The sequence below is a fragment of the Sorangium sp. So ce590 genome (assembly GCF_051521365.1).
In the GTDB taxonomy this organism is placed as follows: Bacteria; Myxococcota_A; Polyangia; order Polyangiales; family Polyangiaceae; genus Sorangium.
This window is the reverse complement of record NZ_CP150346.1, coordinates 958,306-982,103: the sequence shown is the minus strand read 5'-3', so window position 1 is coordinate 982,103 and position 23,798 is coordinate 958,306. Positions and strand designations below refer to the sequence as shown.

General features: G+C 71.3%; 17 protein-coding genes. 3 read left to right on the top strand and 14 right to left on the bottom strand.

Features of this window, described 5'->3' with window-relative positions:
* Positions 1–3: 3 nt before the first annotated feature.
* Both WMF28_RS03700 and WMF28_RS03695 read right to left on the bottom strand, forming a co-directional pair.
* Positions 4–744 (bottom strand): MotA/TolQ/ExbB proton channel family protein, encoded by a 741-nt coding sequence (locus tag WMF28_RS03700; RefSeq protein WP_437600654.1) that lies wholly within the window; start codon positions 742–744, stop codon positions 4–6.
* A 144-nt stretch (positions 745–888) separates the two neighbouring features.
* A complete protein-coding gene (locus tag WMF28_RS03695; protein WP_437600653.1) occupies positions 889–1,434 on the bottom strand; it encodes an OmpA family protein in 546 nt (181 codons plus the stop codon).
* 100 nt (positions 1,435–1,534) lie between these two features.
* Between WMF28_RS03695 and WMF28_RS03690 the strand changes: the two genes are divergently transcribed.
* Entirely contained in the window at positions 1,535–4,252 is a 2,718-nt protein-coding gene (locus tag WMF28_RS03690) for a glycoside hydrolase family 15 protein (RefSeq protein WP_437600652.1), read from the top strand.
* 30 nt (positions 4,253–4,282) lie between these two features.
* Here WMF28_RS03690 and WMF28_RS03685 read toward each other — a convergent pair whose 3' ends face one another.
* Positions 4,283–5,314 (bottom strand): hypothetical protein, encoded by a 1,032-nt coding sequence (locus tag WMF28_RS03685; RefSeq protein WP_437600651.1) that lies wholly within the window; start codon positions 5,312–5,314, stop codon positions 4,283–4,285.
* Between the two features lie 459 nt (positions 5,315–5,773).
* On the opposite strand from WMF28_RS03685, the gene WMF28_RS03680 reads away from it, so the two are divergent.
* Positions 5,774–6,208, top strand: coding sequence for a DUF6918 family protein (locus tag WMF28_RS03680; RefSeq protein WP_437600650.1), 435 nt, complete (start codon positions 5,774–5,776; stop codon positions 6,206–6,208).
* A 136-nt stretch (positions 6,209–6,344) separates the two neighbouring features.
* Here WMF28_RS03680 and WMF28_RS03675 read toward each other — a convergent pair whose 3' ends face one another.
* The 3 genes from WMF28_RS03675 to WMF28_RS03665 form a co-directional block, all read right to left on the bottom strand.
* Positions 6,345–7,661, bottom strand: coding sequence for a hypothetical protein (locus WMF28_RS03675; RefSeq protein ID WP_437600649.1), 1,317 nt, complete (start codon positions 7,659–7,661; stop codon positions 6,345–6,347).
* A 10-nt stretch (positions 7,662–7,671) separates the two neighbouring features.
* Positions 7,672–9,759, bottom strand: a complete 2,088-nt coding sequence (fusA, locus tag WMF28_RS03670; RefSeq protein WP_437600648.1) for an elongation factor G — start codon at positions 9,757–9,759, stop codon at positions 7,672–7,674.
* A 176-nt stretch (positions 9,760–9,935) separates the two neighbouring features.
* Positions 9,936–10,403 carry a Tudor-knot domain-containing protein gene (locus tag WMF28_RS03665; protein ID WP_437600647.1) on the bottom strand — a complete coding sequence of 156 codons (468 nt, stop codon included), beginning with the start codon at positions 10,401–10,403 and terminating at the stop codon, positions 9,936–9,938.
* 160 nt (positions 10,404–10,563) lie between these two features.
* Between WMF28_RS03665 and WMF28_RS03660 the strand changes: the two genes are divergently transcribed.
* Complete coding sequence (locus WMF28_RS03660) at positions 10,564–11,064, top strand: YchJ family protein (protein ID WP_437600646.1); 501 nt, start codon at positions 10,564–10,566, stop codon at positions 11,062–11,064.
* Between the two features lie 45 nt (positions 11,065–11,109).
* Here the strand turns inward: WMF28_RS03660 and WMF28_RS03655 are convergent, their stop codons facing one another.
* From WMF28_RS03655 to WMF28_RS03620, 8 genes are all read right to left on the bottom strand, one after another.
* Positions 11,110–12,351 carry a patatin-like phospholipase family protein gene (locus tag WMF28_RS03655; protein ID WP_437600645.1) on the bottom strand — a complete coding sequence of 414 codons (1,242 nt, stop codon included), beginning with the start codon at positions 12,349–12,351 and terminating at the stop codon, positions 11,110–11,112.
* Positions 12,348–13,313 carry a CPBP family intramembrane glutamic endopeptidase gene (locus tag WMF28_RS03650; protein ID WP_437600644.1) on the bottom strand — a complete coding sequence of 322 codons (966 nt, stop codon included), beginning with the start codon at positions 13,311–13,313 and terminating at the stop codon, positions 12,348–12,350. The genes WMF28_RS03655 and WMF28_RS03650 overlap by 4 nt, the downstream gene beginning before the upstream one ends.
* Complete coding sequence (locus tag WMF28_RS03645; protein ID WP_437600643.1) at positions 13,310–14,992, bottom strand: L-aspartate oxidase; 1,683 nt, start codon at positions 14,990–14,992, stop codon at positions 13,310–13,312. The genes WMF28_RS03650 and WMF28_RS03645 overlap by 4 nt, the downstream gene beginning before the upstream one ends.
* 341 nt (positions 14,993–15,333) lie before the next feature.
* Positions 15,334–15,687 carry a hypothetical protein gene (locus WMF28_RS03640; RefSeq protein ID WP_437600642.1) on the bottom strand — a complete coding sequence of 118 codons (354 nt, stop codon included), beginning with the start codon at positions 15,685–15,687 and terminating at the stop codon, positions 15,334–15,336.
* A 1,241-nt stretch (positions 15,688–16,928) separates the two neighbouring features.
* Positions 16,929–18,101: a hypothetical protein gene (locus tag WMF28_RS03635; RefSeq protein WP_437600641.1), complete on the bottom strand. Its 1,173-nt coding sequence runs from the start codon at positions 18,099–18,101 to the stop codon at positions 16,929–16,931.
* 676 nt (positions 18,102–18,777) lie between these two features.
* Positions 18,778–20,349 (bottom strand): hypothetical protein, encoded by a 1,572-nt coding sequence (locus tag WMF28_RS03630; protein WP_437600640.1) that lies wholly within the window; start codon positions 20,347–20,349, stop codon positions 18,778–18,780.
* 309 nt (positions 20,350–20,658) lie between these two features.
* A complete protein-coding gene (locus WMF28_RS03625; RefSeq protein ID WP_437600639.1) occupies positions 20,659–22,383 on the bottom strand; it encodes a serine/threonine protein kinase in 1,725 nt (574 codons plus the stop codon).
* Between the two features lie 216 nt (positions 22,384–22,599).
* A complete protein-coding gene (locus WMF28_RS03620; protein ID WP_437600638.1) occupies positions 22,600–23,364 on the bottom strand; it encodes a PP2C family protein-serine/threonine phosphatase in 765 nt (254 codons plus the stop codon).
* Between the last annotated feature and the right edge of the window lie 434 nt (positions 23,365–23,798).

Below are 23,798 nucleotides of genomic sequence, written 5' to 3'. Positions count from 1 at the left end.
CCCTCAGCCCTTCGACATCACCGGCGTGGGCCGGTCGCTCGTCCGCTGGAGCGCCAGCGGGATGGACTCCTGCACCGCCCGCGCCGAGAGCGACGCGATCTCCACCCAGCCCTCGCTCGCGGCCTCGAGCGCCGAGAGCAGGTCGTCGATGCGCTTGTTGAGCGCGTTGTAGGCGATGACGGCGGGGATCGCGGCGAACAGCCCGATCGCGGTCGCGATGAGCGCCTCGCCGATGGCCGGGGCGACGACGGGCAGCGACGCGCTCTTCTGCTGACCGATGCGGAGGAACGCGTCCATGATCCCGTAGACGGTGCCGAACAGGCCGATGAACGGCGACGCCGCCGCGATCGACGAGAGCGTCGGCATGAGCGCGCTCGCCCGCTGCGTCTCGGTCACGATCGCGCGCTTCGCGATCGAGTCGAGGAGCTTGTGGGTCCCGGCGCGGCGGCTGAGCTCCAGCACCACGCGGGCGCCCGGCGCGTCCGCGTGCCGCTGCGCGAGCGCGAACAGCTGATCGGGCGAGTGGGCGTGCGCCGACTCCTGCTCGAACCGCGCCTGCTGCGCCGAGAGCCGGGTCAGCTGGAGGACCTTCAGGACGGCGATCACCCAGACGAGGATCGCCGCGAAGATCAGCAGCCAGACGACCAGGAAGACGGGACCGGAGGCGTGGAGGACCAGGGAGACGGGATCGAGCTTGATCGGGACCGCCGTCGCCGCCTCGGGCGCGCTTTGCAGGAAGGCCATATCGATCTCTTCGGGTCAGGGAATCGGCTCGTCGGGGATCCGCGCGCGCGGCCCCGTTCAGTGCAGTTTGCGACCGCGGCCCCCTCTCTCACCTGGAAGCGCGGCCGTGGCCCTCTTCACATCGTCCAGCGCCGCGCGCGACGCTCAGTCCGCCAGCAGGATGTCGACCTTCCTGTCGCGCGCCCAGCCTTCCTCGTCCGCGCCGGTCGCCTCGAACTCGCCCTTCGACGAGGTCGCGATGCGGCCCTGCTCGAGGCCCTTCTTGGCGAGGTACTCCGCGACGCTGCCGGCGCGCTTCTGGCCGAGGCCCAGGTTGTACTCCGTCTCCCCGCGAGGATCGGCGTGACCGATGAGCTTCATCCCCTTGCCCTTGAGCGGGCCCGAGACGAAGCAGCGCGCCAGCGCGTCGAGCGCGCTCGCCGCCTCGCCCTCGATCGCCGTCGAGTCGAACGCGAAGCGGGCCGTCGGCAGATCGCCGCAGGCCTTGAGGATCTTGTCGTCGATGCGGATCGACCCGCTCGTCGGCTTGGTCGTGTCCTGCTTCGGGGCGGGCGCCGCCGTGTTCATCACCGGAGGGGGCGCGACGGTGCCGCCGACATTCGCCGGCGGCTGCGGATCGGAGCCGCAGCCGGCCGCGAAGGCGGCAAGGGGCGCCGCGACCACGAGGATCAACGCGGGCAGTTTTGTCATGGGCATGCCGTTACCACGCCACGGAGCGTGTTGCAGCATTTTGAGCGGCCGCCGGCGGGCCGGCGCGCCGGGAGGACAATCATTCCTGTAAAGTGCCGCGATGCATCGCCAGCCCCCGCTGCGGGAATATTTTGGGCACCAACGATCTGGCCCGCCTCGCGCCTCCCGCAGCGCCTTCCATGCCTTCGGCGCCGCGCTCCTCTCGCTCGGCGCGGCGGCCGCGGTCGCCGCTCCCGGCGCGGCGCGGGCCGAGGTCCCGGTGCAGCGCACGTTCTTCCGGTTGCCCTCGTCGAACGGGTTCGGCGCGGTGCTCCTCGATCTGAACCAGGCGAGGCTCACCCACTTCCGCGAGCACCTGTTCGCCACCGAGGAACCGCTCCTCGACGAGCGCGGCGAGGAGGTCTGGATCGGCAACCAGCCGCAGGCCGTGCCCACGCGCGATCTGCTCTACGACGCGTACTTCGGGCTGCGCTCGGAGGGCAGGCAGCGGTGGTTGACCGAGGTCCCCGTCGATCTCGACGCGAGCGGCTACGCCGGCTGGACCGACGGGGAGCGCGGCGGCACGGGCGTCGTCACGATGGTGCAGCGGGTCGGCAACCTCGAGTGCACGCAGCTCTTCTTCGCGCCGCAGGGCCTCGGGCAGGCGGGGTTCGTGATGGCGATGCGCGTCGAGAACCGGGGCGAGGTGCCGGCGGAGGGCGTGTCGGCCTTCTCCCTGCACAACTTCCACCTCGGCTTCGGGCGCCCGGGCGTGATGACCGACATCGGCGAGTCGGGCGAGACCGTCGCCTACGACGGGAGCGGGGGCCGGCGCGACTTCCTCGAGCGCGCCTTCGCCGGCGTGGTCGTCGCGCGCGCGCTCGAGCCGGCCGCGCGCCACGGCGCGTCGAGCGCGGGCAGCCCGGCGGACCTCAACGTCTACCGGATCGTCGCGGAGGGCGCCGTCGCCGATCTGCCGGACCTCGACGGGGCCGCGCCCACCGCGGACGGCTCCGTGAGCGCGTTCCAGTGGGACCTCGGCAGCATCGGTCCCGGCGAGGCGCGGTGGGTCGGCGTGGCGTTCGCGCATCACGGCGACCCCTCGGGCGCGGCGGACCCGCTCGTGCAGGGCGCCCTCGACGCGTACCTCGGCGCGAAGGGCGCGGCGGAGGTGGTCGCGGACGAGATCGCCGCGTACCGCGCGTTCCAGGGCTCGCTGAAGGTGCCGCCCACGGCGACGCCCGAAGAGACGGCGTTGCTCCGGCAGTCGGCCGTGATGCTCCGGATGGCGCAGTCCCGCGAGAGCCACGCCTTCCTGCGCGAGCACCTGACGCGCGACGCCGAGCCGCGCGCCACGCGCTTCGGCACGACGCTCGGCGGCGCGCCCGCCGCGCTGCCGGCGACGATCGCCCACCGCGGCCGCGGCGCCGTCCTCGCGAGCCTCCCGCCGGGCGAGTGGACGGTCGCCTGGATCCGCGACGGCGCCTACGCCACCGTGGCCATGGCGGTCCTCGGCATGGAGGCCGAGGCGCGCGACGCGCTGAGCTACTACCTGGACGCGGAGGCGGGGCGCTTCCAGCGCTGGAACGAGCTCGCGTCGTACGACATGCCGCCGTACCAGATCAGCCTGGTGCGCTACCACGGCTTCGGGGTCGAGGAGACCGACTTCAACGATTTCGGCCCGAACCTCGAGTTCGACGGGTTCGGCCTGTTCCTCTGGGCGCTGCGCCGTTACGAGGAGCTCACCGGCGACACGGCCTTCGTGGACGAGCGCTGGGCCGCCGTGTCGTCGAAGGTCGCGGACGCGCTCGTCGCGCTCATCGACCCGGACACCGGCCTCGTCCGGAAGGACTCGTCGATCTGGGAGACCCACTGGAACGGGCGCGAGCGCTCGTTCGCGTACACGAGCATCACCGCGGCGCGCGGCCTGTGCGACGCGGCGGAGATCGCGGCGCGGCGCGGCGAGGCGCAGCGGGCCGCGGGGTACCGCGACGCCGCGAGCCGGCTGCGCGACGCGATCGCCGCGCGGCTCACGGACGCCTCGGGCGCGCTGGCCGCGAGCCTGGAGGAGCTCGAGTCGGGCGCGGGCTACTGGGACGCGGCGGTGCTCGAGGGGATCGCGATGGGCCTGTTCGATCCGCGGGGCCGCATCGCCGCCGCCACGCTCGCCGGGCTCGACGAGCACCTGCTCGTCCCCGCGGGCGCCGGGTGGTCCCGGAACGACGACCGCTTCGATCACGCCGGCGCGAACGACCTGAGCCCCTGGGGCAGCGAGTACGACAGCGCCGAGTGGGTCGTGACCGATCTGCGCGGCGCGGTCGCCGCGCGGCTCATGGGGGACGAGGCGCGCTCGGACCGGCTGCTCCGCTGGGTGCTCGATCAGTCGACCGCGAACTACCTCGCGATCGCCGAGACCTACGACGAGACGAGCGGCGCCTACAAGTTCAACGCGCCCATGGTGGGGTTCGGCGCGGGCGTCTACGCGCTCGCGCTCGCGGCGCGCGACGGGCAGGTCGTCGGGCCGGCCTGCGGCGCGTACTTCGACGAGGGCGCCACGAGCGGCGCGGGCGGCGCGGGCGGCGCCGGCGCGTGGGGCGGCCCCTCGAGCGGCAGCGCCGGCTCCGGCCCGGGAGGCGGCCCCTCGAGCGGCAGCGCCGGCTCCGGCGGGGCGGGCGTCGGAGGCGCAGGTGGAGGCGCGGACGGAATCCAGGACGACGCCGGCTGCGGCTGCCGACTCGCGACGGCGGAGGGCGCGGCGCGCTGGCCGCCGCTCGCGGCGGCCGTGGCCGTGGCCGCAGCCGGCCTCGGGCGACGGCGGCGCGGGAGGGCGCGGCGCTGACGCTCGCCGGGCGCGCGCCGCGTTCGCGGGCTACTTCTCGCGGGTGTCCTCCTGCCGCTCTGCCTGCGCGGCGGCGGGAGACGGGGTGCCGGCGACCGCGGCGGCCATCGCATCGGTGAGCGACACCGGCGGCGCGGGCCGCGGCGCCTCCTCGGACGCGGGCGGCGGCGCCGGCGGGTGCGCAGGCCGCGCGCGGGCCCCCGACGCGGAGGCCGCGCGCGCGCCTGCCGCGGCGAGGGCGCGGACGCCTGCGCTGGAGGCCGTGCGGGCGCCTGCACCGGTGGCCGCGCGCGCCCCCGCCTCGACCGCGGCGGCCGGCTTCGGCGCCGCGTCGGGCTCGGCACCATCCGCCTCGCCCTCGCCAGCCCCAGGCGCCTGCGCCTCGCGCGCGGGGGGCGCCGTGTTGGGGTATCCGGGCGCCTCGTCCGGCGCGCTCACCTCGCGCGCGACCTCCCCTGCCCGGGAGACGCCGCGCTGCGCGGTGGGGGGCAGGACGTCCCCCGGCGCGCTGGACCTCGGGCCGGTGAACAGCGCGAGCCCGGCGGCGATCGCCAGAGCGCCGGCCGCCGACGCCATGAGCGCGCACACGCGGGCCCGGTGCCGCGCCCGCGAGGGCGCCGCGACCGGCGCGAGCGCGTCGTAGACCCGCAGCACATCGGTCACGCTCGGCGGCGCATCGACCGCGACCGGCGTCGCCGCCGCGATCGGCGTCGCCGCCGCGACCCGGCCCGTCGCCGGCGCAGCCGCGCTCCCCGCCAGCGCAGCCGCCGCCGTCCTCGGGGCGGGAGGGTTCGCGAGGAACGACTTCAGCGCGAGCGATCGGAGATCCATCATCGTCGGGTCGTCGTCGTCCCGCGGCACCGGGGGCGCGCTCGACCGCCGCAGCGGAGGAGGAGGCCGGCTCGAGCGCCTCCCGGCGCCCGCCACCGGCAGCCCGGCCGTGCCCCTCCCCTGCGCGCGGAGCATCGTGCCGCCGCAGACGCGGCACTCGGGCGCGGCCCCGCCCCGCGCGCCGCCGGAAACCGTGGTGACGAGTCCGCAGACTTCGCAGTAGACGTCCATGAGCCCCCCGCAGGCCTCGCACCATGACGGCGGCGAGAGCCCGCTACGCCAAACTTGTGATCTAACTTACATCGCGAGTATGGCGTGCTCGGGCCGGGCGTGCATGCGGTCTCCCCGCGAATCGAACGAGAATCGAGCGGGAAGCGAACGGCAATTGGACGGAAGCGGACGGCAATTGGACGGCAATCGGACGGAATCGGATGAAGATCAAGCGCTGGACGCTCCATGTGCGGCCATCCTGGGCGGTCGTGGAGGAGCAGGAACCGTCCTGGACCGAAGGGTTTTCGGGTGGGCGCTTGCGATGCCTGCCTCTGACCTGCTGTGGTAAGAGCCGCGCTTCGATGTGTCGGGAGCGGGCCGGAGGTCCGCTCGACGTGGTCGGGGCTCCCTGCCGGGGGTCACGCTGACATGGGTCCGGGGGCCTCGTCCGGTCCCCGAAGCGCCCGGAGGAGTTCGAGAATGGGTCTCAGCGAAACGCTGCTCGATGCGAACAAGAAATCACGGGTCATCGCCGACTGCTGCACGCTGGTCGACGAGGAGGTGGCTTCGAAGGGCGGGCTCTCTGGCCTGGCGGTCAAGGCCGGCTACGCGGCCGTGAAGGGCATCAAGCCCGGCTTCATCGCCCAGGTGGTCGAGAAGCTCTTGCCCGAGTTCGCCAAGAAGCTCGATCCCCTCTGGGCCGAGGCTGCGGGCAGCGGCAATGCGAGCTCGTACCTGACCACGAACCGCTCGCGGGTCGCCGACGCGCTCCTCAGCGTCACCGACGAGAAGGCGAAGACCTCGACGAGCGGCGTGGTGCGCGGTACCTACGAGAAGCTGCGCGGCTCGGCGAAGAAGAACGTCGAAGACGCCGTCCCCCGCCTCGCCCAGCTGATCCAGAAGCACGCGTCCTGAGCCGCCCGGCGCCGCAGGCCCGCGCGCCCACGCCGGCCTGGGGCGCGCGCCGGCCCGCTGCGCTCCGCAGCGCGGCCGGAGCGCCTCACGTCGACGAGAGGTGTCGGGGGGGACGGGAGGCGCTCCGCGCGCCGGCTCAGCCGGGCTCGCCGAAGCTCCGCGCGAAGAGATCGCGGATGGCCTCGCGGCCGGCGTCGTTGAGATCCTGGGTGCCGATGCCGGCGAAGTTCTCGCTGATGATGCTCGGCTGCCGCGCCATCTCCCAGGCCGAGCCGCTCCAGCGGAACCAGCCGCGCTTCTCCTGATCGTAGACGAACAGCGGCTTCTTCCAGAGGCGCGCGAGCTCCGCGCCCCAGCCGGTGCCGCCGCGCACCGTGCCGTCGTCCTGGAGCGTCCCCACGACGAAGACCTGGTTGGCCGCGTTGATCTGGTGCCAGATCGTCTGGAGGATGTTGCGCACGAGCGGGATCTCGCTCAGCACGCGGCCGAGGCGCCGCGACACGTAGACGAGGCTGAAGTCGCCCTTGCGCAGCTCGTCGTCCCCGAGCACGACCACGCCCCGCTGGCGCTCGAGGAGCCGGTGGCCCTCGAAGCTGTAGTTGAGCTCCTGCACCCCGTACCGCTCGGCGCAGGCGCCGAACTCGGCCTCGGCCCCCTTGGCTCCGCCCGAGTGCAGGCGGAACTGCCGCGGGTCCTTCGGCCGCTCCGACGGGGGACGCACGTCCTCGTCGATGACCCGCATCGAGTGCGGATCGAGGCGCAGGTGGAGCTCGGCGAGGTCCTTGTTGCCGTGGTCCTTCAGCAGCCGCAGGCGAACGACCTCGCGCTCCGGCTGCAGGTAGACGACCACGCTGAGGTGGCGCTCGACCTTCTCGAGCGCGGCCGGCAGCTTGCCCGGGGGGATCGACTCATCGACCTGCGCCGCGATCCAGATCTCGGCGGAGCGCTCCTTGGCGAGGCGGCCGAGCGCCTCCATCGCCTGCTCCGACGCGATCGCCACGTCGAAGCCGTCGACGACGATCACGTCGGGCTCGAAGTGGGCGACGCCGCGCGCGAACGCCACCGTCTCGAGCATCTTCTCGACCCACAGCCGCGCCGCCTCTTCGGTCGCGTCGGGCGGCGCCTTCACATGGCCGAGGTGCGAGTAGATCTGCCGGTGCCGCTCGACCTCGAGCCGGACGGCCTCCGGCTCCTGGAGCCGCATCGACTGCGCGAGATCGTGGAAGATCTCGTCGTAGTACGCGCGGACGTGGTCGACCGCGTTCTCGTGCGAGATGTGCAGGACCCTGCGATCCCGGAGCAGATCGTCGAGCGCGATCTGCACGAGCAACGCCGTCTTGCCCACGCCGGGCCGAGCGACGATGACGCCGACGTTGCCGCGACCCAGCCCGCCGTGCATCGACCCCTCGAAGACCCGCATGGGGCTCCGCTCGTTCACCTCTTTGCGGTACATGCCGACCCCCTCACTTGGCCTTCTTGGCCAGCTCTTCCCGGTACTTCTTGATGAGCTCCTCCGAGAGAGCCGCCGGAAGGGGAGCATAGCGCGAGAACTCCATCGTGAACTCGGCTTTGCCCTGGGTGGCAGAACGGAGGATCGTCGAGAAGCCGAACATATCGGCGAGGGGCACCTCCGCCTCGACACGGCAGAACCCGTCCGCCTCGGTCGAACCGACGATGATGCCGCGCCGCTGCATGAGGATGCCGACGATGCCGCCCTGGTACTCGCCCGGGCCCTCGACGGCGACCTTCATCAGCGGCTCCAGGATCTGCGGGCCGGCCTTGGGGTACGTCTCGCGCCAGGCGCCACGCGCGGCCTCCTGGAAGGCGATGTCGGACGAGTCGACCGAGTGGGACGCGCCGTCGTTCAGCGTGACCGACACGCCCGTGACCGGCGCGCCGATGAGCTGCCCCTTGGCGAGCATCGACACGAAGCCCTTCTCGACCGCCGCGATGAACTCGCGCGGGATCGCGCCGCCGACGACCTCGTCCTCGAACCGGAACGGCGCCTCCGTCCACGGCTCCATGAAGCCGCCGACCTTGCCGTACTGGCCAGAGCCGCCGGTCTGCTTCTTGTGCGTGTAGTTGTAGTCCACGCGGCGCGTGATCGTCTCGCGGTAGGCGACGCGCGGCGGGCTCGTGACGACCTCGGCCGCGTACTCGCGCTTCATGCGCTCGATGTAGACGTCCAGGTGGAGCTCGCCCATGCCCTGGATGATCGTCTCGCCGCTCTCCGGATCCGCCCCGACGCGGAAGGTCGGGTCCTCCTTGGTGAAGCGGCGCAGCGCCTTCGACATGTTCGCCTGGGCCTTGTTGTCCTTGGGCGTCACCGTCAGCGAGATGACCGGGTCGGGCACGTGCATCGACGTCATCGCGACGGCCAGGCCGCCCTCGGTGAACGTGTCGCCGGAGTTGCAGTCGATGCCGAAGATCGCGACGATGTCGCCCGCGCTCGCGCCGTCGATGTCCTCCATCTCGTCCGAGTGCATGCGGACGATCCGGCCGACCTTGTGGCGCTTGCCCGTGCGCGTGTTCGTGACCTCTTTCCCGCGGCTCAGGGTGCCCTGGTAGATGCGGATGTACGTGAGCTGGCCGAAGCGGCCATCCTCGAGCTTGAACGCGAGCATGACGAGCTGCCCTTCCGGGTCGCTCGACAGCGAGATCTCGGCCTCGTCCTTGTCGAGATCCACCGCCTTGTTGGTGATGTCGGCGGGCGTCGGCAGGTAGCGGGTCACGCCGTCGAGCAGGATCTGCACCGCCTTGTTCTTGTACGCCGACCCCATCATCATCGGGACGATCTGGAGCTTCACGGTCGCGTCGCGGATCGTCTTGTAGAGGAGCTCCTCGGTGACGCGCTCCTCGAGGATCGCCTCGGTGAGTTCGTCGGAGTACATCGAGAGCGCGTCGAGCATCTCCTCGCGCGCCGCCTTCACCTCGTCGGCCATCTCCCCCGGGATCTCGCCGGTGAGGATCGTCTCGCCGTTCTGCCCCTCGAACCGGTAGGACTTCATCGCGACGAGGTCGACGACCCCCTCGAACTTGTCCTCGAGCCCGATCGGCAGCTGCAGGAGGACCGGGTTCAGGTTGAGCTTCTCGCGCAGCTGCGTGCGGACCCGCAGCGGGTTCGCGCCGGCGCGGTCGCACTTGTTCACGAACGCGATGCGCGGGACGCCGTAGCGGCGCATCTGGCGGTCGACGGTGAGCGACTGGCTCTGCACGCCGGCGACGGCGCAGAGGACCAGGATCGCCCCGTCGAGCACGCGCATCGCGCGCTCGACCTCGATCGTGAAGTCCACGTGGCCGGGCGTGTCGATCACGTTGATCTGGTGCCCGTTCCAGAAGCAGTGCGTGGCGGCGGACTGGATGGTGATCCCGCGCTCGCGCTCGAGATCCATCGAGTCCATCTTCGCGCCGACGCCGTCCTTGCCCTTGACGTCGTGGATGGCGTGGATCCGCTTGGTGTAGAAGAGGATGCGCTCGGTCAGCGTCGTCTTGCCCGAATCGATGTGGGCGCTGATCCCGATATTGCGCAGCTTGGACAGATCGCTGATCACAGAAGGCTCCCCGCCGCGCACCCGTGAGGGCGTACCCGTGGAGGGCGTGCGGCACGCAATGAACCTCAGCCGGGCGTGCGCACTCTTGCGAGCGCCCAGTCAGAAATTCGGCGCGGCTCTTAAATCGGCCCCATCCCAAGCGCCAGGGGGAAAATGATTCTTCGCGATCATTTCAACTACTTGACCTGGATCCTGGAAAGTCCGACCGTCTCGTCCCACTCCGGACCGTAGCCGTCGTAGTGGATGCGGTAGCGCTCCTGCCCCACGATGCCGGTGACGACCGCCGGGTACATCTGCCCGTGCCACTCGACGCGCACCCTGTCGCCGATCTTGTAGAGGTTGGTCTGCGAGGCCTGCAGCCCCTTGCTCCGGACTTTCGGCGGCGGCGGGGGGTTGACAACGTCGCCCTCGACGAGGCCGCGGATCCGTTCGCGAGGTACAGTTTCATCCCAGATGTCATCGTACCCCTGGTAGTGGACCTTGAACTTCGTCGGACCCACGACCTCGATGACCTTGGCGGGGTAGTCGTTTCCTTCCCACGTCACGAGGACATCGTCACCGATGGCATATTGGCGCTTGCAGCCCCCCAGAACCAGGGCAAGGGCCAGGAGGAGGGCCGCAGCGTGAGCGCGCGCTGCGGGCATACGTCTCGCCCGCCTTACCGTCCTCCCCGGCGCCCCGCAAGGGGCTTCGTGCCGGGGTGGTCCCGGGTCCGCCGGGGGGGTGGCAGCGCGCGGCGCTGCGGCTCGCCTCGCCTCGCGCCGGGCGCTGCAGCGCGACACGAACCCGTGTAGAGAACGCCCCATGACCCGAGATGTTCGTCCTGGCACGGGCACCCTGTCCCGCCCGTGCCCGTGCGGCTCGGGGCGCTCGTACCGCGAGTGCTGCGCCCCCTGCCATCTGGGCGATCGCGAGGCGCCCGACGCCGTGGCGCTGATGCGATCGAGGTACGCCGCGTTCGCGGTCGGAGACGCCGCCTACCTCTGGCGGACGCTGCACATGGGCCACGTCGACCGAGCGCGCGACAGGGACGAGGCGCTCCGCGAGCTCAAGGCGACGACCCACCACCACCGGTACCGCGGCCTGAAGATCCTCGACAGCCTGCAGAGCGGCGACTCCGCGTCGGTGCTGTTCCTCGCGAAGATCTTCGAGGCGGGCGCCGACCGCTCGTTCATCGAGCTCTCCGATTTCCTCCACGACGGCGAGGGCTGGCGCTACCTCCACGGCATGGCCATCCCCCGGGCCCGCATCAGCGTCCCGCCCGACGAGCTGACGATCGCCCGGTTCTCGTCGCTGGCCGGGTGACCGCGCCCTCGGCCGCCGATGGCGCGGTCAGCCAGCTGCCGCGCCTCAGCCGGATGCCGCGCCGGAGGCGCGGGCCTCGTGCCACCCCATCGCCTCGACCACGGCGCGGTTCTTCTCCATCCACAGCGTGATGCGCTCGCGCGTCGTCCGGTAGGCGTACTCCAGGATGGCGCGCCGCGCGCGCAGGTTGGCCGGGTTGTGGAGGAACAGGAGCGCGTCGTTCCGCGCGGGCTCGAGCACGAGGACCTGCATCTTCCCCTCGGCGCGCGTCCGGCCCACCGCCTGGTGGAGCCGCGCGTGCGCGCCGATCCGCATCGCCTGGTTGAAGACCCAGAGCAGGCCCTTGTCGCGCACGCTCTCGCGCACGCCGTGCCCGGTCGGGACCGGCCGGTGCGCGGTGGAGACCGGCACGAGCGGGCTCACGACGATCGTGAGCTCCGCGCCGGCGGCCTGCGCGAGATCGAGGTGCGCCACGTCGCCGAGCCCGCCGTCGAGGTAGTGCCGCTGGTCGATGCGCACCGGCGAGAAGAACAGCGGGAGCGCGAGCGACGCCGCGCAGGCGAGCGACACGGGGACGTCGTCGAACCCCTCGGCGCCGAAGATCGCGCGCTCGCCCGAGTCGAGGTCGTACGTCGGGATGCGCAGCGTCCGGGGCATCGCGCGGAACGAGTTCGGGATGCCGCGCCGCAGGAAGAACTCGGCGAGGAACCGCTCGTAGCGATCGAGCTGGAACAGGCCCGCGGGGAGCGAGTCGTTGAAGCGATCGAGCTGCTCGAACAGGTACTGCTGCGCCGGCGCGTTCGGGGTCGCGTCGCCCCGGGTCGAGAGCCGGACGATCGCGTGGCGGAGCGCCACCAGGCTGGTGGTGAGCGCGCGCCGCCACTCGCCGACGTCGAGGTGGAGGAGGTGGCTGCGCTCCAGCGGGAAGAAATTGTCGACCGGATCGAGCAGGGCGCGGTAGAGCCGCTCGATCGGGATGCCGCCGGCGAGGGCCGCGGCCACCGCGGCGCCGCTGCCGTGCCCGAGGTAGAGCGAGAAGCTCTGGTTGTCGATCCCCTCGACGCCGTCCTCGAGCGCCGCGAGCGCCCCGATCTGGTAGAGCGCGCCCGTCAGGCCGCCCCCCGGCAGGCAGAGGCTGACGCGCGCCCCCCTCGCCTCGCGGCGAGGGGCAGCGCGGCCCTCGCCGTTCGCTTCCACGGTCTCGGGGGCGCGGCCTTCGCCGTCGCCCGCTGCGATCTGCGCGGGTCGGCTCGCGCCGCCGCCTTGACTCTCGACAGCCGGCATCATCGGAGGTCCTCTTCCCTCGCGCGGGCTGCCCCCTCGGCGCGGTTGCCGAGGGCGCAGGCGAGCGCGGTCAACACAAGCGCGCAGGCGGAGCTCACCGCCACGAGCCAACCCGGGAGCGACGCGGTCTCCGGCAACGCCGCGCCCGCGGCGGCGGGCACCTCGTCGATCGGGCCCGCGCCCCCGGCGGAGAGGAGCGCGAAGCACTGGATCGCGTTGTAGGTCCCGTGCATCACGACGGGCGGCAAGAGCGAGCCGCTCGCGACACGGACGACGCCGAGGGCCACGCCGAAGATCGCGATCGGCAGGAGCTTCTGCCACTCGCCGTGGGCCGCCGCGAAGAGCGCGGCCGTGGTCGCGACCACGAGCGGGGCGCCGTGCTGCCAGCGCAGGGGGCGGGCGAGCGCCCCGCGGAAGAAGGCCTCCTCCAGCGCGGGGCCGAGCGCGATGAAGATGAGGCCGAACGCGACCCGATCGAGCGCGCTCGCCTCGACGAAGGCCTGGACGAGCCGGGCGTCGCTGAGGCCCGACGGCCAGCGCCGCTCGATCGCCTCGTAGAGGGCGGCGACGGGCCCCGCGAGCGCGAGGCCGAGCGCGGCCGCGAGCGGGTAGAACGCCGCGTGCGTCCTGCGCACCCCGAGGAGCTCGCGCACCGGCGCGCGCGGCGCGTGGACGCGGCGCACGCCGAGGAGGCCGAGCAGGTACGCCGCGGCCTGGCACGCGAAGCTGCCGACCACGTCGAGCTTCGTCACCGGCTGGAGCGAGCTGACCGCGCCGCCCGGCGGCAGCGCCGGCCGGAGCAGGGCGAGCACGCCGAGCAGGCACAGGAAGACGAAGGTGACGGCCGCCGTCCAGCCGGCGGCCGCGAGGACCGACATCGGTCGCTCCCCGCTGCCGCGCTGGGCGAGCGGGCCGGGCGCTCCGTCGCTGGGCGGGGGCCCGGCGGTGCCGCGCAGATCGCTCATCGACCTCGCAGATGAGGCAGGACACCCCGCTTCACGACCGTATCGGTGCTGATGCGAGCGTCCGGCTCCGGGTAGTCGATGGTCGTGTGCAGCCCCCGGCTCTCGTGCCGGGCGGCGGCGCAGCCGACGATGAGCTCGGCCACGGTGGCGATGTTGCGCAGCTCGAGCAGATCCCGGGTGACCAGGTGCTTCCAGTAGTACTCGCGGATCTCCTCCTGGAGCAGGGAGATCCGCCGGGCGGCGCGCCGGAGGCGGGCGTCGGACCGGACGATGCCGACGTAGTTCCACATGGTCCGACGCATCTCGTCCCAGTTGTGGGCGACGACGACCTCCTCGTCGCTCGCGACCGCGTTGCCGGCCTGCCACTCGGGCACCTGGGGGAACGGGCTCTGCCGGAGCTCGCCGATCTGCGTCGAGAGGCGCGCGGCGGCGCGGTGGCCGAAGACGAGCCCCTCGAGCAGCGAGTTCGAGGCGAGCCGGTTCGCGCCGTGGAGCCCGGTGCACGTGCACTCGCCGATCGCCCAGAGGCCGGGGATCGTCGTCCTGCCGTAGAGGTCGGTGGTGACGCCGCCGCACATGTAGTGGGCGGCCGGGACGACGGGGATCGGCTGCGCGGTGATGTCGATGCCGTAGCGGAGGCACTGCGCGTGGATCGTCGGGAAGTGCTCGCGGACGAAGCTGGCCGGCCGGTGGGTGATGTCGAGCAGCACGTAGTCCGAGCCGGTCCGCTTCATCTCGAAGTCGATGGCCCGGGCCACGATGTCGCGCGGCGCGAGGTCCTTCCGCGGATCGTGGCTCGCCATGAAGGCCGTGCCGTCCGGCAGCCGGAGGATGGCGCCCTCGCCGCGCAGCGCCTCGCTGACGAGGAAGCTCTTCGCTTCCGGGTGGAACAGGCACGTCGGGTGGAACTGGTAGAATTCCATGTTCGCGATCTCGGCGCCGGCGCGGTAGGCCATGGCGACGCCGTCGCCCGTCGCGACATCGGGGTTCGTTGTGTAAAGGTAGACCTTGCCTGCGCCGCCGGTCGCGAGCACGGTCGCCCGCGCGAGGTAGGTCTCGACGACGTGCGGCTTCGAGGCCGGTCGGTGCCGGGGCACCGGGCGCTCCGAGTCGCGCGGCCGCGGCGGCGCGGGGTTCAGGGCGGCGTCGGTCTCGTCGAGCACGTAGGCGCCGGCGCAGATGTCCGGCCCGCCGAAGCGGGAGAGCAGGATCAGGTCGATGGCCGTGTGGTGCTCGGCGAAGCGGATGTTCGGGTTCTGCCGGGCCTGCTCGAGGAGGGCGCGCTCGATCTCGAGGCCGGTGGCGTCGGCGGCGTGCACGATCCGCCGCGCGGAGTGCCCTCCCTCGCGCCCGAGGCGCACCTGACCGTTCTCGTGATCGAACTGGGCGCCCCGCGCGATGAGCTCGCGCACCCGCTCCGGGCCTTCCCGCGCGCAGATCTCGACGACCACGTCGTGACAGAGGCCCGCGCCTGCCTCGAGCGTGTCGGCGATGTGCGCCTCGGGGGAGTCGTCCGGCGCGAAGACCGCGGCGATCCCTCCCTGAGCGTATTTCGTGTTGGACTCGTCACGCGACCGCTTGGTGACGATGATCACCTCGCCGTGCTCGGCCGCCTCGAGCGCAAAGGTAAGCCCCGCAACGCCGCTGCCGATGACGAGGAAATCGGTGGTTATGGCCACGGCCCGGAGGGTAGCAGGAGCGGGGCGTGTGAAGGTAGGCCGTGGTATGCGTCCTGCGCGCGACGGCGCTGCGGCCGGGCGTTCGGGCGGGAGCCGCGCCGAGGCGAGCCGCGGCGAGGGGGCCGAGGCGAGGGGGCCGAGGCGAGGGGGCCGAGGCGAGGGGGCCGAGGCGAGGGGGCCGCGTCGAGGCGAGCGCCGGCGTGGGCCGGCGGCGTGAACCGGCGCGGGGCTGCACAGCGGCCAGTACTGCAGCGCATGCGACAGGTACCGCGCTCCTTCGCTCCACGTCCACCCCGCGTCGCAGTCGGAGCCGCCGATCCCCTCGGTTTTCGCGGGGATCGTCACGCTCTCCGCGAACGCCCCGCACGCGCACGCGAGCCCCGCGTGCCGTTCGCGTTCTCGATCGCCTCCCCGAGCGACGCGTACGGCCTCGCCTTCGTCCCATCGCCGTCAGGCGCCGCGCTCGTGCTCGCGAACACCGCGCACTCCTCCGTCGCCGTGCTCGCGTCCTCCGTCGGATCCGCCTCGCACGCGGGGTTCGGCGGTCCGCCGCCCGCTCCCTGGAGCCAGTCATGAGGAGCGTTCGCCAGCATGTACTCGCGGTTGCCGGTCAGGTCGATCGACTGCGCATCGCACCCGACGGCCGCGAGCGCCGCACAGATGGCGCCGATCGTAAAGCCGCTATGTCCTCTCACGTTCGCGTCCTTCCCGTTACCGCGCACCACGCACCAACGACACCAACCAACGCATCGCTCTTCGCCAGCGAGACGATCGGTCGAACGCCGACCGAGCTGCCCGTCGTGGCCGGCCGAGGCCAGAGCGCATACACCAATACATCGCCACCGCTATCCATTCCGACACATGCATGCACCATCTCAATGGCAGTACGAGAGACGACCTCTCCGCCAAACCCACCGGCGACCAGGGACATCCCGAGACAAGGCAACGCCTCAAAGCGCTCCTCGCTCCTCGCACGACGCCTCGACACAGGAGCATCCGCCCATGCCTCGATGGCAAGCGTTGGGCACACCATCATCCACCTCGCGCGCTCGTCGCAAGGACGAGCCGAGTCGGGGCGCACCGCGCCCGCGGTGCGCCGGGTCCTATCTATCGCGCAGCGCAGCGCATCACGGCGCTGCCGTGCATCGTCAGCGCGCACAGGCCGTCAGCCGTACGTCGTGAGCGCGCGCGGCCCGTCAATCTCTGCTCGCTCGACACGGCGCCGCTCGCTCAAGAATCCTTGCGCTCGCGATGCGCCGATCGCTCGTTCTTCACCAGCGTCAGCTTGCCGCGACGCTTGCTCCGCCCGCTTGGACCAACCGTCGGTGGCTGGGGTCTTCACCGAGCCGAGGCTCATCAGCACCTTCGGACGGCTTCCCGACGGCGCCACCAGCTCCTCACCATCGCTCCGCGAGCCGCTCGCCTCGCGATGCAGTGCTCGCAGTGCTGCTCCGGGTCCCACGCCACGTCCTCGAGGCCGAGCCTCCGTAGCCACATCCGCTCCCACTTCCCCGCCCTGTTCAGGCTGCGGTGCGCACCAGAGGGAGGCATCTCGTCTCGGCATGACTTCCGGTGCAGCGGCATGGGTACTCCTTGGGCGGACGGAACCGATTCTGCCGATACCGAAGGAGCTTGCCAAGAGGTTTCTCCCAGAAATTGATGCCATTTCGCCGGGTTACGCTCAGACATGCGGAATTGTCAAAAAATCACACGCTCGTCCTCGCTTTCCCCAGCTCTCACCGGTGGCAGCGCTCCAGCACCCCTGCTCGCCGCCGCACAGATCCCCTCGAGACGCTCGTCTCCCCTTCGAGCGTCCCCTTCGATCGTCGTCCCCTTCGATCGCGCCCGCGCGATCGCTACCACCTCCTTTTCCGGTCCATTCCGCGGCGGCGCGGGCGTCGTTCTCGACGACGCCGCCCGCTACCTCACCGCTCGGTCACGGAAACGCTTGCTCTGTCGCTGCCGTGCCTTCGGCGCCCGTGTTCTCCAACACGTTGGCGCTTCCGCCGGGCCCGCCCGTGCCCGCCGTGCCGGGATCAGCATCGTCTGTCCTTCCTGCTTCACCGCCTCGGTACGCGATCGCAAGCGACGGCCCGCCGAGGCCTCCTCCTCCAGGGCCGCCGTTGCCTCCCTGGCCGCCCTGCCCGCCAGCACATGCATTCTTCGACCCGCCGACACCCGTGTACCGCCGACTCCTCCGATTCCGCCCGGCTGAAGCTCGCCGCCGGCGCCTCCCTTGCCTCCGTTGCCCGCCGTCAGCACGCAGTCCGCACGCGCTTTCCACCTGCGCGCCTCCTGGCAGCGTCTCATCCGGCGCTCCTGATGTATCCAGATCGCTGCACGCGTTGGTTCCGGCGTTCCCGGGAGCCGCCTGCGCCGGCACCTCGCTCGGCGCATTCTCTCCCTCCGCGCCATCCGCCCCGTTCCCGGCGATCAGCTCGCACCGCACGAGCTCCGCCTCCGCGCCATCCACGAGCACCGCGTTCGATGACGCTCCCGCCGCCTGCGCATCCGCAGCACGCACCGACACGTCCTCGACTCTCGCCGTCCCCTCGCCTCGCATCACCTTCAGCGCGATCGCCTCCTCGCCGGGCGCCACGATGGTCTTCGTCGTCTCGCCGATCCATCCCCACCCGTTCGCGCAGTCGAGCCCACAGAACAGCTTGACGCCGACCGGCAATTCGACCGCCTCCTCGAACATTTCGGCGCACGCATAGACCCCCGTGCCTTTGTCCGCTGCGCGCCGGAGCGATACGCCCACCATCACAAAGCTGACGCCATCACCCCGCGGCTCCGGAAGCACGAGCACTGCTGTGGATGCCTCTGTCTGTCCCGTTGGCCAGAGGGCGTACGTCAGGGCGGCCGTGGCGAGCACACCCGACGCAATGTAGCTGCCCAATGCGATATCCCCCAGGCGACCGGCGCGTTCACCTGCGCTCTGAAGCTCAGCGCATCGCGCTGCGAACGACGGCGAGGCCAAGCGCCCACCGCCTGCGGCGAAGATCTCGCCCTGTTGACCACGAGCTTCCGAGTTCGCACGGTTCGACGCAACCGTCATCCCGATCCCCACACCAAACCCTACCGCGCTCGCGTCCCCCAGCGCGATCACCGGCAACCCAGCTCCGCTCTTTCGGCGGCGGAACCGGCTGCTCCGGCGCCGCAGGCGGCTTCTCCGCGGCAGGCGCACCGGCTGGCGCGCCCTCTCCTTGCTCCGCCTTCGCCACCGGCCCCGCCTCCTGCGCCTCGCTCGCTGGGGTGCAGGGGAGAAGAGAGAGGAATACAAGGATGCCCACCCCCGGCCCGTGCTCGGCCCTTCGGGCCTGCGCGCGGTCCGCCCCTCCCACGCCCCGCGCTACGCGCGGGACGGGAGGGGTCTCCTGCTCGCCGGCGGCTCTCGCAGCTGCCCTGCGGCGCGTCCACCAGGCCGCGGCCGCGGCCTACGGCTCTCGCAGAAAGAAAAAGCGATCTGCTGCTGGGCTGCCTTCAGCGACCGTCGGATAATATCCGTACTCGCGGCCCGACACAGAAGGGGTCAGCAGATCTCCGGTCCGTCCGCCCGCGCCTTGGGCATTCCACGCTGTGGTGGTGAGGTTGTAAGCGCCGGGCAGCCCACCGTGCCGCGTCTCCGCGACAAACCACTCCCTACCACCCAGGCGCGGGGGGCGTCCAACCATTTCTTGTTGTCTCCTTCAGCTCAGCAGCTCACGAAGCGCAGTGCTCGTTCCGACTCCGACCGAGTGCATTCCGTTGAGCTCTTCAGAATTATCACGCAAACACCGCACGCCTCACTGCCCGCAGCTCGCATTGGCCGTGAAGTCCCAGCATTCTCCTCTCTTGCCCTCTTCGCCGGCCGTCCCACCCAGCGCCATGTTGCCTGGGGGGCCGGCTGTGCCCGACTTGAAGGTCGCCAGCGCAACGGCTCCGCCCGGCGCCGCGGCATACGCGATGCCCACCGCGTGGCCTCCTCGACCGCCTCCGCCGGGGCCTCCGGCTCCGCCTCGACCGCCATCTCCCCCCTTGCAGCCCGGGATTGATGGCGGATTCGGCGATGCTACTCCGGCGGTGGCACCGGCGCCGCCGTCGGCCCCGTTCTGCCCGGCCACGCGATCTCCCCGCTTACCCGCCGTGCCCACCGCGACGGTCACCTCCGTCAGCACAAGCTTCGTCCCCAGGCTCATGATCCCGATGCTCGAACCGCCGGCTTTCCCTGCGCCTCCTCCCTTGCCGCCGCAGCCACCGGCACCGCCGCCGCCGCCGCCACTTGCACCGGGGCCCTCCACGGTGTTCGGACCGGCCGGGCAGAACAGCCCCGCCTTCGCACCGCCTCCATCTTGACCTCGCTTCCCGGTTGTGCCGTTACCGCCATCGCCTCCAGCGATGCCGGCCAGCGTCAGCTGCGTGTCGCTCCCGGCATTCCCGGCGTCGCCGAGTCCACCAGGCGCGCCGGGCTCTCCCTGCCGGCAATTGCCACCGGTCTGCCCGGCGCCGCCTAGCCCGTACTCTTCGGGATTCGGCTCCGGAAGCGGCGCGCCGTCTGCACCCTTCTGCCCGTTGCCCTCCTCAGTACCCGTGATCCCGCCGAGGCCACCGACACCGCCTCGCGTCTCGCCGTCCTCGCACATCGTCACGCCAGGATCGCCACCTCGAACTGCCGCGGGTAGACCGCACGCATTCGACGCGCGCGTCTGCTCCGTGTCTGGCGCGCCCGCCCCCGCCTGCGGCGCCTCCGTCGGCGTCTCGCCGTTCGCGCCGGCCATCCCATCGCCCGCAGCCACGTCCACCTGCGCCAGCTCCGCCTCGACGTCCGCCACCGCCACGCCGATCGACGACCCGCCCGGCTCCGTCGCGCTCTCCGCACGCACCGAAAAGCTCCGCACCTTCGCCCCGCTCGCACCTTCCCCCAGCGTGAGCGCGATCTGGTTGGCGGGCGCCGCGATCGCGCTCCGCGCCTCCTCGTTCCACGTCCACTCCGCGTCGCAGTCGAAGCCCCCGATCACCTTCAGCCCCGCCTCGATCCTCACGCTCTCCGCGAACGCACCGCTCGTGCACGCCAGCACCCGCTTGCCATCCGCGTTCGCGATCGCTTCCCCGAGCGACGCGTATGGCTTCGCCTTCGTCCCGTCTCCGCCAGGCTCCGCGCTCGCGCTCGCGAACACCGCACACGCGTCGCTCACCGTACTCGCATTTTCGGTCGGATCCGCTTCGCACCCGGGGTTCGGCGTGCCCCCTCCCGTACCTGACGGATATAAGTGATCGCAGGTGACCAGGAGCTCGCAGTCTTCCGCCAGATGGCTCCAGAAGCTGTCGCAACCGCCGACCGCCAAGACGAACGCCAACCCGCCGACTGTTCTGCGCATGTTCCGCATGTGCCTTGCCTTCCGGAGCTCCATCACCACGCCCCCATCACTGCGATACCCGCGCCGTCCGAGTGCACCACGGGCAGCGCAACGGCAGATTCGAAGCGCTTCGGCTTGGGCCATAGAACGTACATTGCCGCAGCGATCGCGAATGCGCCCGACGCGATGAACGCCACGCGTGCGACGTTGCCCAACGTGTCGGCACGAGACGCGTCGTTCCGGACCTGTTCGCATGGCCCAACCCACGCTGACTCCGGCTTCACGCAGTGTCCGCGGCCCTGAATGATCGCAGCGCTCTGCTTGTGGGCGTCATCGCTCGCAGCGTTCGACGCTACCGTCGTCCCGATACCCACGCCGAGCCCGACCACGCTCGCTGCCCCCAGCGCGATCACAGGCACCCAGCTCCGCTTTTGCGGCTCCGGCCCCGACTCCGCCGGTGCCGCGGGCGGCATCTCCGCCACGGGCGCCCCCGCCGCGGCGCCCGGCGCGCTCCCCCCCTCCGCCGCCCTCGCGCCCGGCGCCGCCTCCTGCGCCTCGCTCTTCACCGGCACCAGCGCCAGCGCCGCTGCCGCCGTCCCTCCCTTGGCGACCTTCACTGTCTCGCTTGCCGGCGCATACCCCTCCAGTCTCGCCTCCACCCGGCGCTCGCCGGCCTCGACAAACACCTCTCCTTCCAGCGGCCCCCGCCCCCGTCTCCGGCAACGGCTGCGGCGCCGCGTAGTACTGCGCCCCCGCCTCCGGCGGTGCGGTCCTCTGCACGCTTCTCTCCGCCCACGCTCCCGCCAGCACCGCGGTGGCTTCCCTCCCCGTCCTCGCCGGCCCCGCGGCTTCCCGCGGCCTCAGCGACGGCAGCGGCTCCGTGTACCCCACCCCGAGCCCCCGCAGCGAGCGCGCCCGCGCCCTCGACGCCGCCACGAACGGCAGCGCCCTCGCCGGCGCCACGAACTGCGCCAGCGGCGCCGTCTCCACGTGCGCCCCCCGTCGCATCCTCTTCCCTTCCTCTTCTTCCTCGCTCGCCCCCGCCTCTCCGCTCCCGCTCACCGGCGCGCTGTCCTCCAGCTCCACCCCCGCGAACGCCGCCTCACGCTCCGCCTTCATCCGCTCCTGCGCCAGCCGTCGCGCCAGCACGTGTCCTGCCGGCACCGTGTCCCTCAGCAGCGACCGCAGATCTCGCGCCACCTCGTCGAACTTCGCGTACCGCTCCTCCACGTCGATCGCTATGCAGCGCGACACCACCGGCCACACGAACTCCGGGCAATCCGGCACGATCTCGTGCACTGGCTCCGGCGCCGCCACCAGATGCCCCGTCAGCGTCTCCTCCGCCGTCGCCGGCTCGCTGTCGTCCAGGAACAGGTGCTTGCCTGTCAGCACCTCGTAGAAGATCGCCCCGAACGCGTAGATGTCCGTTCGACCGTCAGGCTTCGCTCGCTCCGCCTTCTTCGACGCCCCGTACAGCAGCTTCACCTGCTCCGGCGAGATGTACCTCACCGTCCCCACGTCCGGCAGGTCGTCCGTGTTCATCCCTCCGTCCGCGAACTTCGCTATCCCGAAGTCCAGGAGCCACACGTGCCCTTTCGCGTCCGCCTTCGTCCCCACCATGATGTTCTCGGGCTTCAGATCACGGTGCCATATCCCCTTCGAGTGCACGAACGTCATCGCGTCCGCCACCTGCAGCATCACGTGCATCGCGCTCAAAAAATCCAGTCGGTACGCCTTGGTCAGCAGCTTCCTCAGCGTCCTCCCTTCGAGGTAATCCATCACGATGTACGCCACGTGCTCTGGCGACACCCCGGCCTTCCTCATCCGCACGATGTTCGGGTGCTTCAGCTTCGGATAGAACTTGCACTCCTGCCGGAAACGCCTCGCGAAGTCCTCTCTCCTCACGTGCCGCGGCGACATGCACTTGATCGCCACAACGTCTTCCGAGTAGTCCTCCACCGCTCGGTACACCTCCCCCATCCCGCCCGCGTCGATCAACTCCGTCACACGGTAGTCAAGGAACACGTCTCCGGCCTGGAGCGGTCCTCGCCCCATCACCACGCACCCACGAGCAGAGAGAGAAGAAGAACAAGAAGAAGAAGAAGAAGCGAGAGAGGATGCCCACCCCCGGTCGGTGCTCGGCGCTTCGCGCCTGCGCGCCGCCCGCCCCTCCCAAGTCCCGCGCTACGCGCGGGACGGGAGGGGTCCCTCTGCCTCCGCCCCGCGGCCCTGTCGTGTTTGCACACCGTTCCTCCTCATGAGTTCCTGCGCTCAGACGTCGCCGACACGCGCAAGGATGCACGTCACGTGCTCGGTCTCTCCGTGCTCATGAGCGCAGTCCATTAGCAGGCTCGCTGCGAGGCGTAGCTCGCAGTGCGCTGCAAGGATGCCCGTGATGCGGTGCTCGGGCACAGAGCTCCAGAGGCCGGCCGAGCACGCGAGGAAGATGTCGCCCGGCGCGGTGCGCTCGACCTGCATCTTCGGCTTCACCGCCGCCTCGCAGCCGAGCGCACGCGTCGCTGCATCCGCGTGCTGAACCAACATGGCCAGAGTGTCCGGCGAGATGGATCCATCCGACACGCCATCGAGCGCCGCGAGATCACACGTGCGCTTCTCCAGCTTCCCACCACGAAATCGGTAGACGCGCATAGCGCCGACGTAGGCGATGTACGCCGCCCCCGGCGCGAGCAGCACACCCGCGAAGCTCGTGGGCGCGCGGCTCCGTCCAGCCTCCGGGCAATCGCTCTCGGGACGGCGGCAGCTTGTGAGATGCGGACTCATCATGAGCCGCACTTCGTCACGGCATCGCGGTGCAGTCATCTCACCTGCACGAATATCGTCCGCGCTGTCCCGCTCGATACATGCGTACACCATCTCGATCGCCGTGCGGGAGACGGCCTCTCCGCCGACCCTTCCGGCGACCACGAATAGTCCCAGGCACGGCAACGCGCCAAGGCTCTCCTCGTTGCTCGCATGACGCCTCGACACAGGGGCATCCGCCCCGGCCTCGATGGCGAGCGTTGGGCACACCATCATCCACCTCGCGCGCTCGTCCCAGGGACGAGCCGAGTCACGGCGCACCACGCCCGCGATGCGCCAGATCCTAGTTTGTCGCCCTGCGCACGGCGCTGCCGCCGTGCGGCTTCAGCGCGCCCGGGCCGTCACGTCTGCTCGCTCGAACCGGCGCCCTCGCGGCGGCGCCTCTCGCTCAAGCGCTCAAGAATCCTTGTGCTCGTGGCGCGGCGCGCGCACGAGCTTCAGCTTGCCGCCGCGCTTGCTCCGCCCTCTTGGACCAACCGCCGTGGGTGGAGTCTTCGCCCAGCCGAGGCTCATCAGCAGCTTCCCACGGCTCCCCGACGGCGGCACCAGCTCGTCACCATCTCTCCGCGAGCCGCTCGCTTGGCGATGCAGTGCTCGCAGTACTGCTCCGGGTCCCACGCGATGTCCTCGAGGCCGAGCTTCCGTACCCA

Excerpts from the sequence above, each read along its gene's own strand:
- WMF28_RS03675 (WP_437600649.1), bottom strand. The coding sequence starts at position 7,661 with ATGTACCGCAAAGAGGTGAACGAGCGGAGCCCCATGCGGGTCTTCGAG.
- WMF28_RS03700 (WP_437600654.1), bottom strand. The coding sequence starts at position 744 with ATGGCCTTCCTGCAAAGCGCGCCCGAGGCGGCGACGGCGGTCCCGATC.
- WMF28_RS03680 (WP_437600650.1), top strand. The coding sequence starts at position 5,774 with ATGGGTCTCAGCGAAACGCTGCTCGATGCGAACAAGAAATCACGGGTC.
- WMF28_RS03685 (WP_437600651.1), bottom strand. The coding sequence starts at position 5,314 with ATGGACGTCTACTGCGAAGTCTGCGGACTCGTCACCACGGTTTCCGGC.
- WMF28_RS03690 (WP_437600652.1), top strand. The coding sequence starts at position 1,535 with ATGCATCGCCAGCCCCCGCTGCGGGAATATTTTGGGCACCAACGATCT.
- WMF28_RS03665 (WP_437600647.1), bottom strand. The coding sequence starts at position 10,403 with ATGCCCGCAGCGCGCGCTCACGCTGCGGCCCTCCTCCTGGCCCTTGCC.
- WMF28_RS03655 (WP_437600645.1), bottom strand. The coding sequence starts at position 12,351 with ATGATGCCGGCTGTCGAGAGTCAAGGCGGCGGCGCGAGCCGACCCGCG.
- WMF28_RS03650 (WP_437600644.1), bottom strand. The coding sequence starts at position 13,313 with ATGAGCGATCTGCGCGGCACCGCCGGGCCCCCGCCCAGCGACGGAGCG.
- WMF28_RS03660 (WP_437600646.1), top strand. The coding sequence starts at position 10,564 with ATGACCCGAGATGTTCGTCCTGGCACGGGCACCCTGTCCCGCCCGTGC.
- WMF28_RS03630 (WP_437600640.1), bottom strand. The coding sequence starts at position 20,349 with ATGCGCAGAACAGTCGGCGGGTTGGCGTTCGTCTTGGCGGTCGGCGGT.
- WMF28_RS03695 (WP_437600653.1), bottom strand. The coding sequence starts at position 1,434 with ATGACAAAACTGCCCGCGTTGATCCTCGTGGTCGCGGCGCCCCTTGCC.
- WMF28_RS03625 (WP_437600639.1), bottom strand. The coding sequence starts at position 22,383 with ATGGGGCGAGGACCGCTCCAGGCCGGAGACGTGTTCCTTGACTACCGT.
- WMF28_RS03620 (WP_437600638.1), bottom strand. The coding sequence starts at position 23,364 with ATGATGGTGTGCCCAACGCTCGCCATCGAGGCCGGGGCGGATGCCCCT.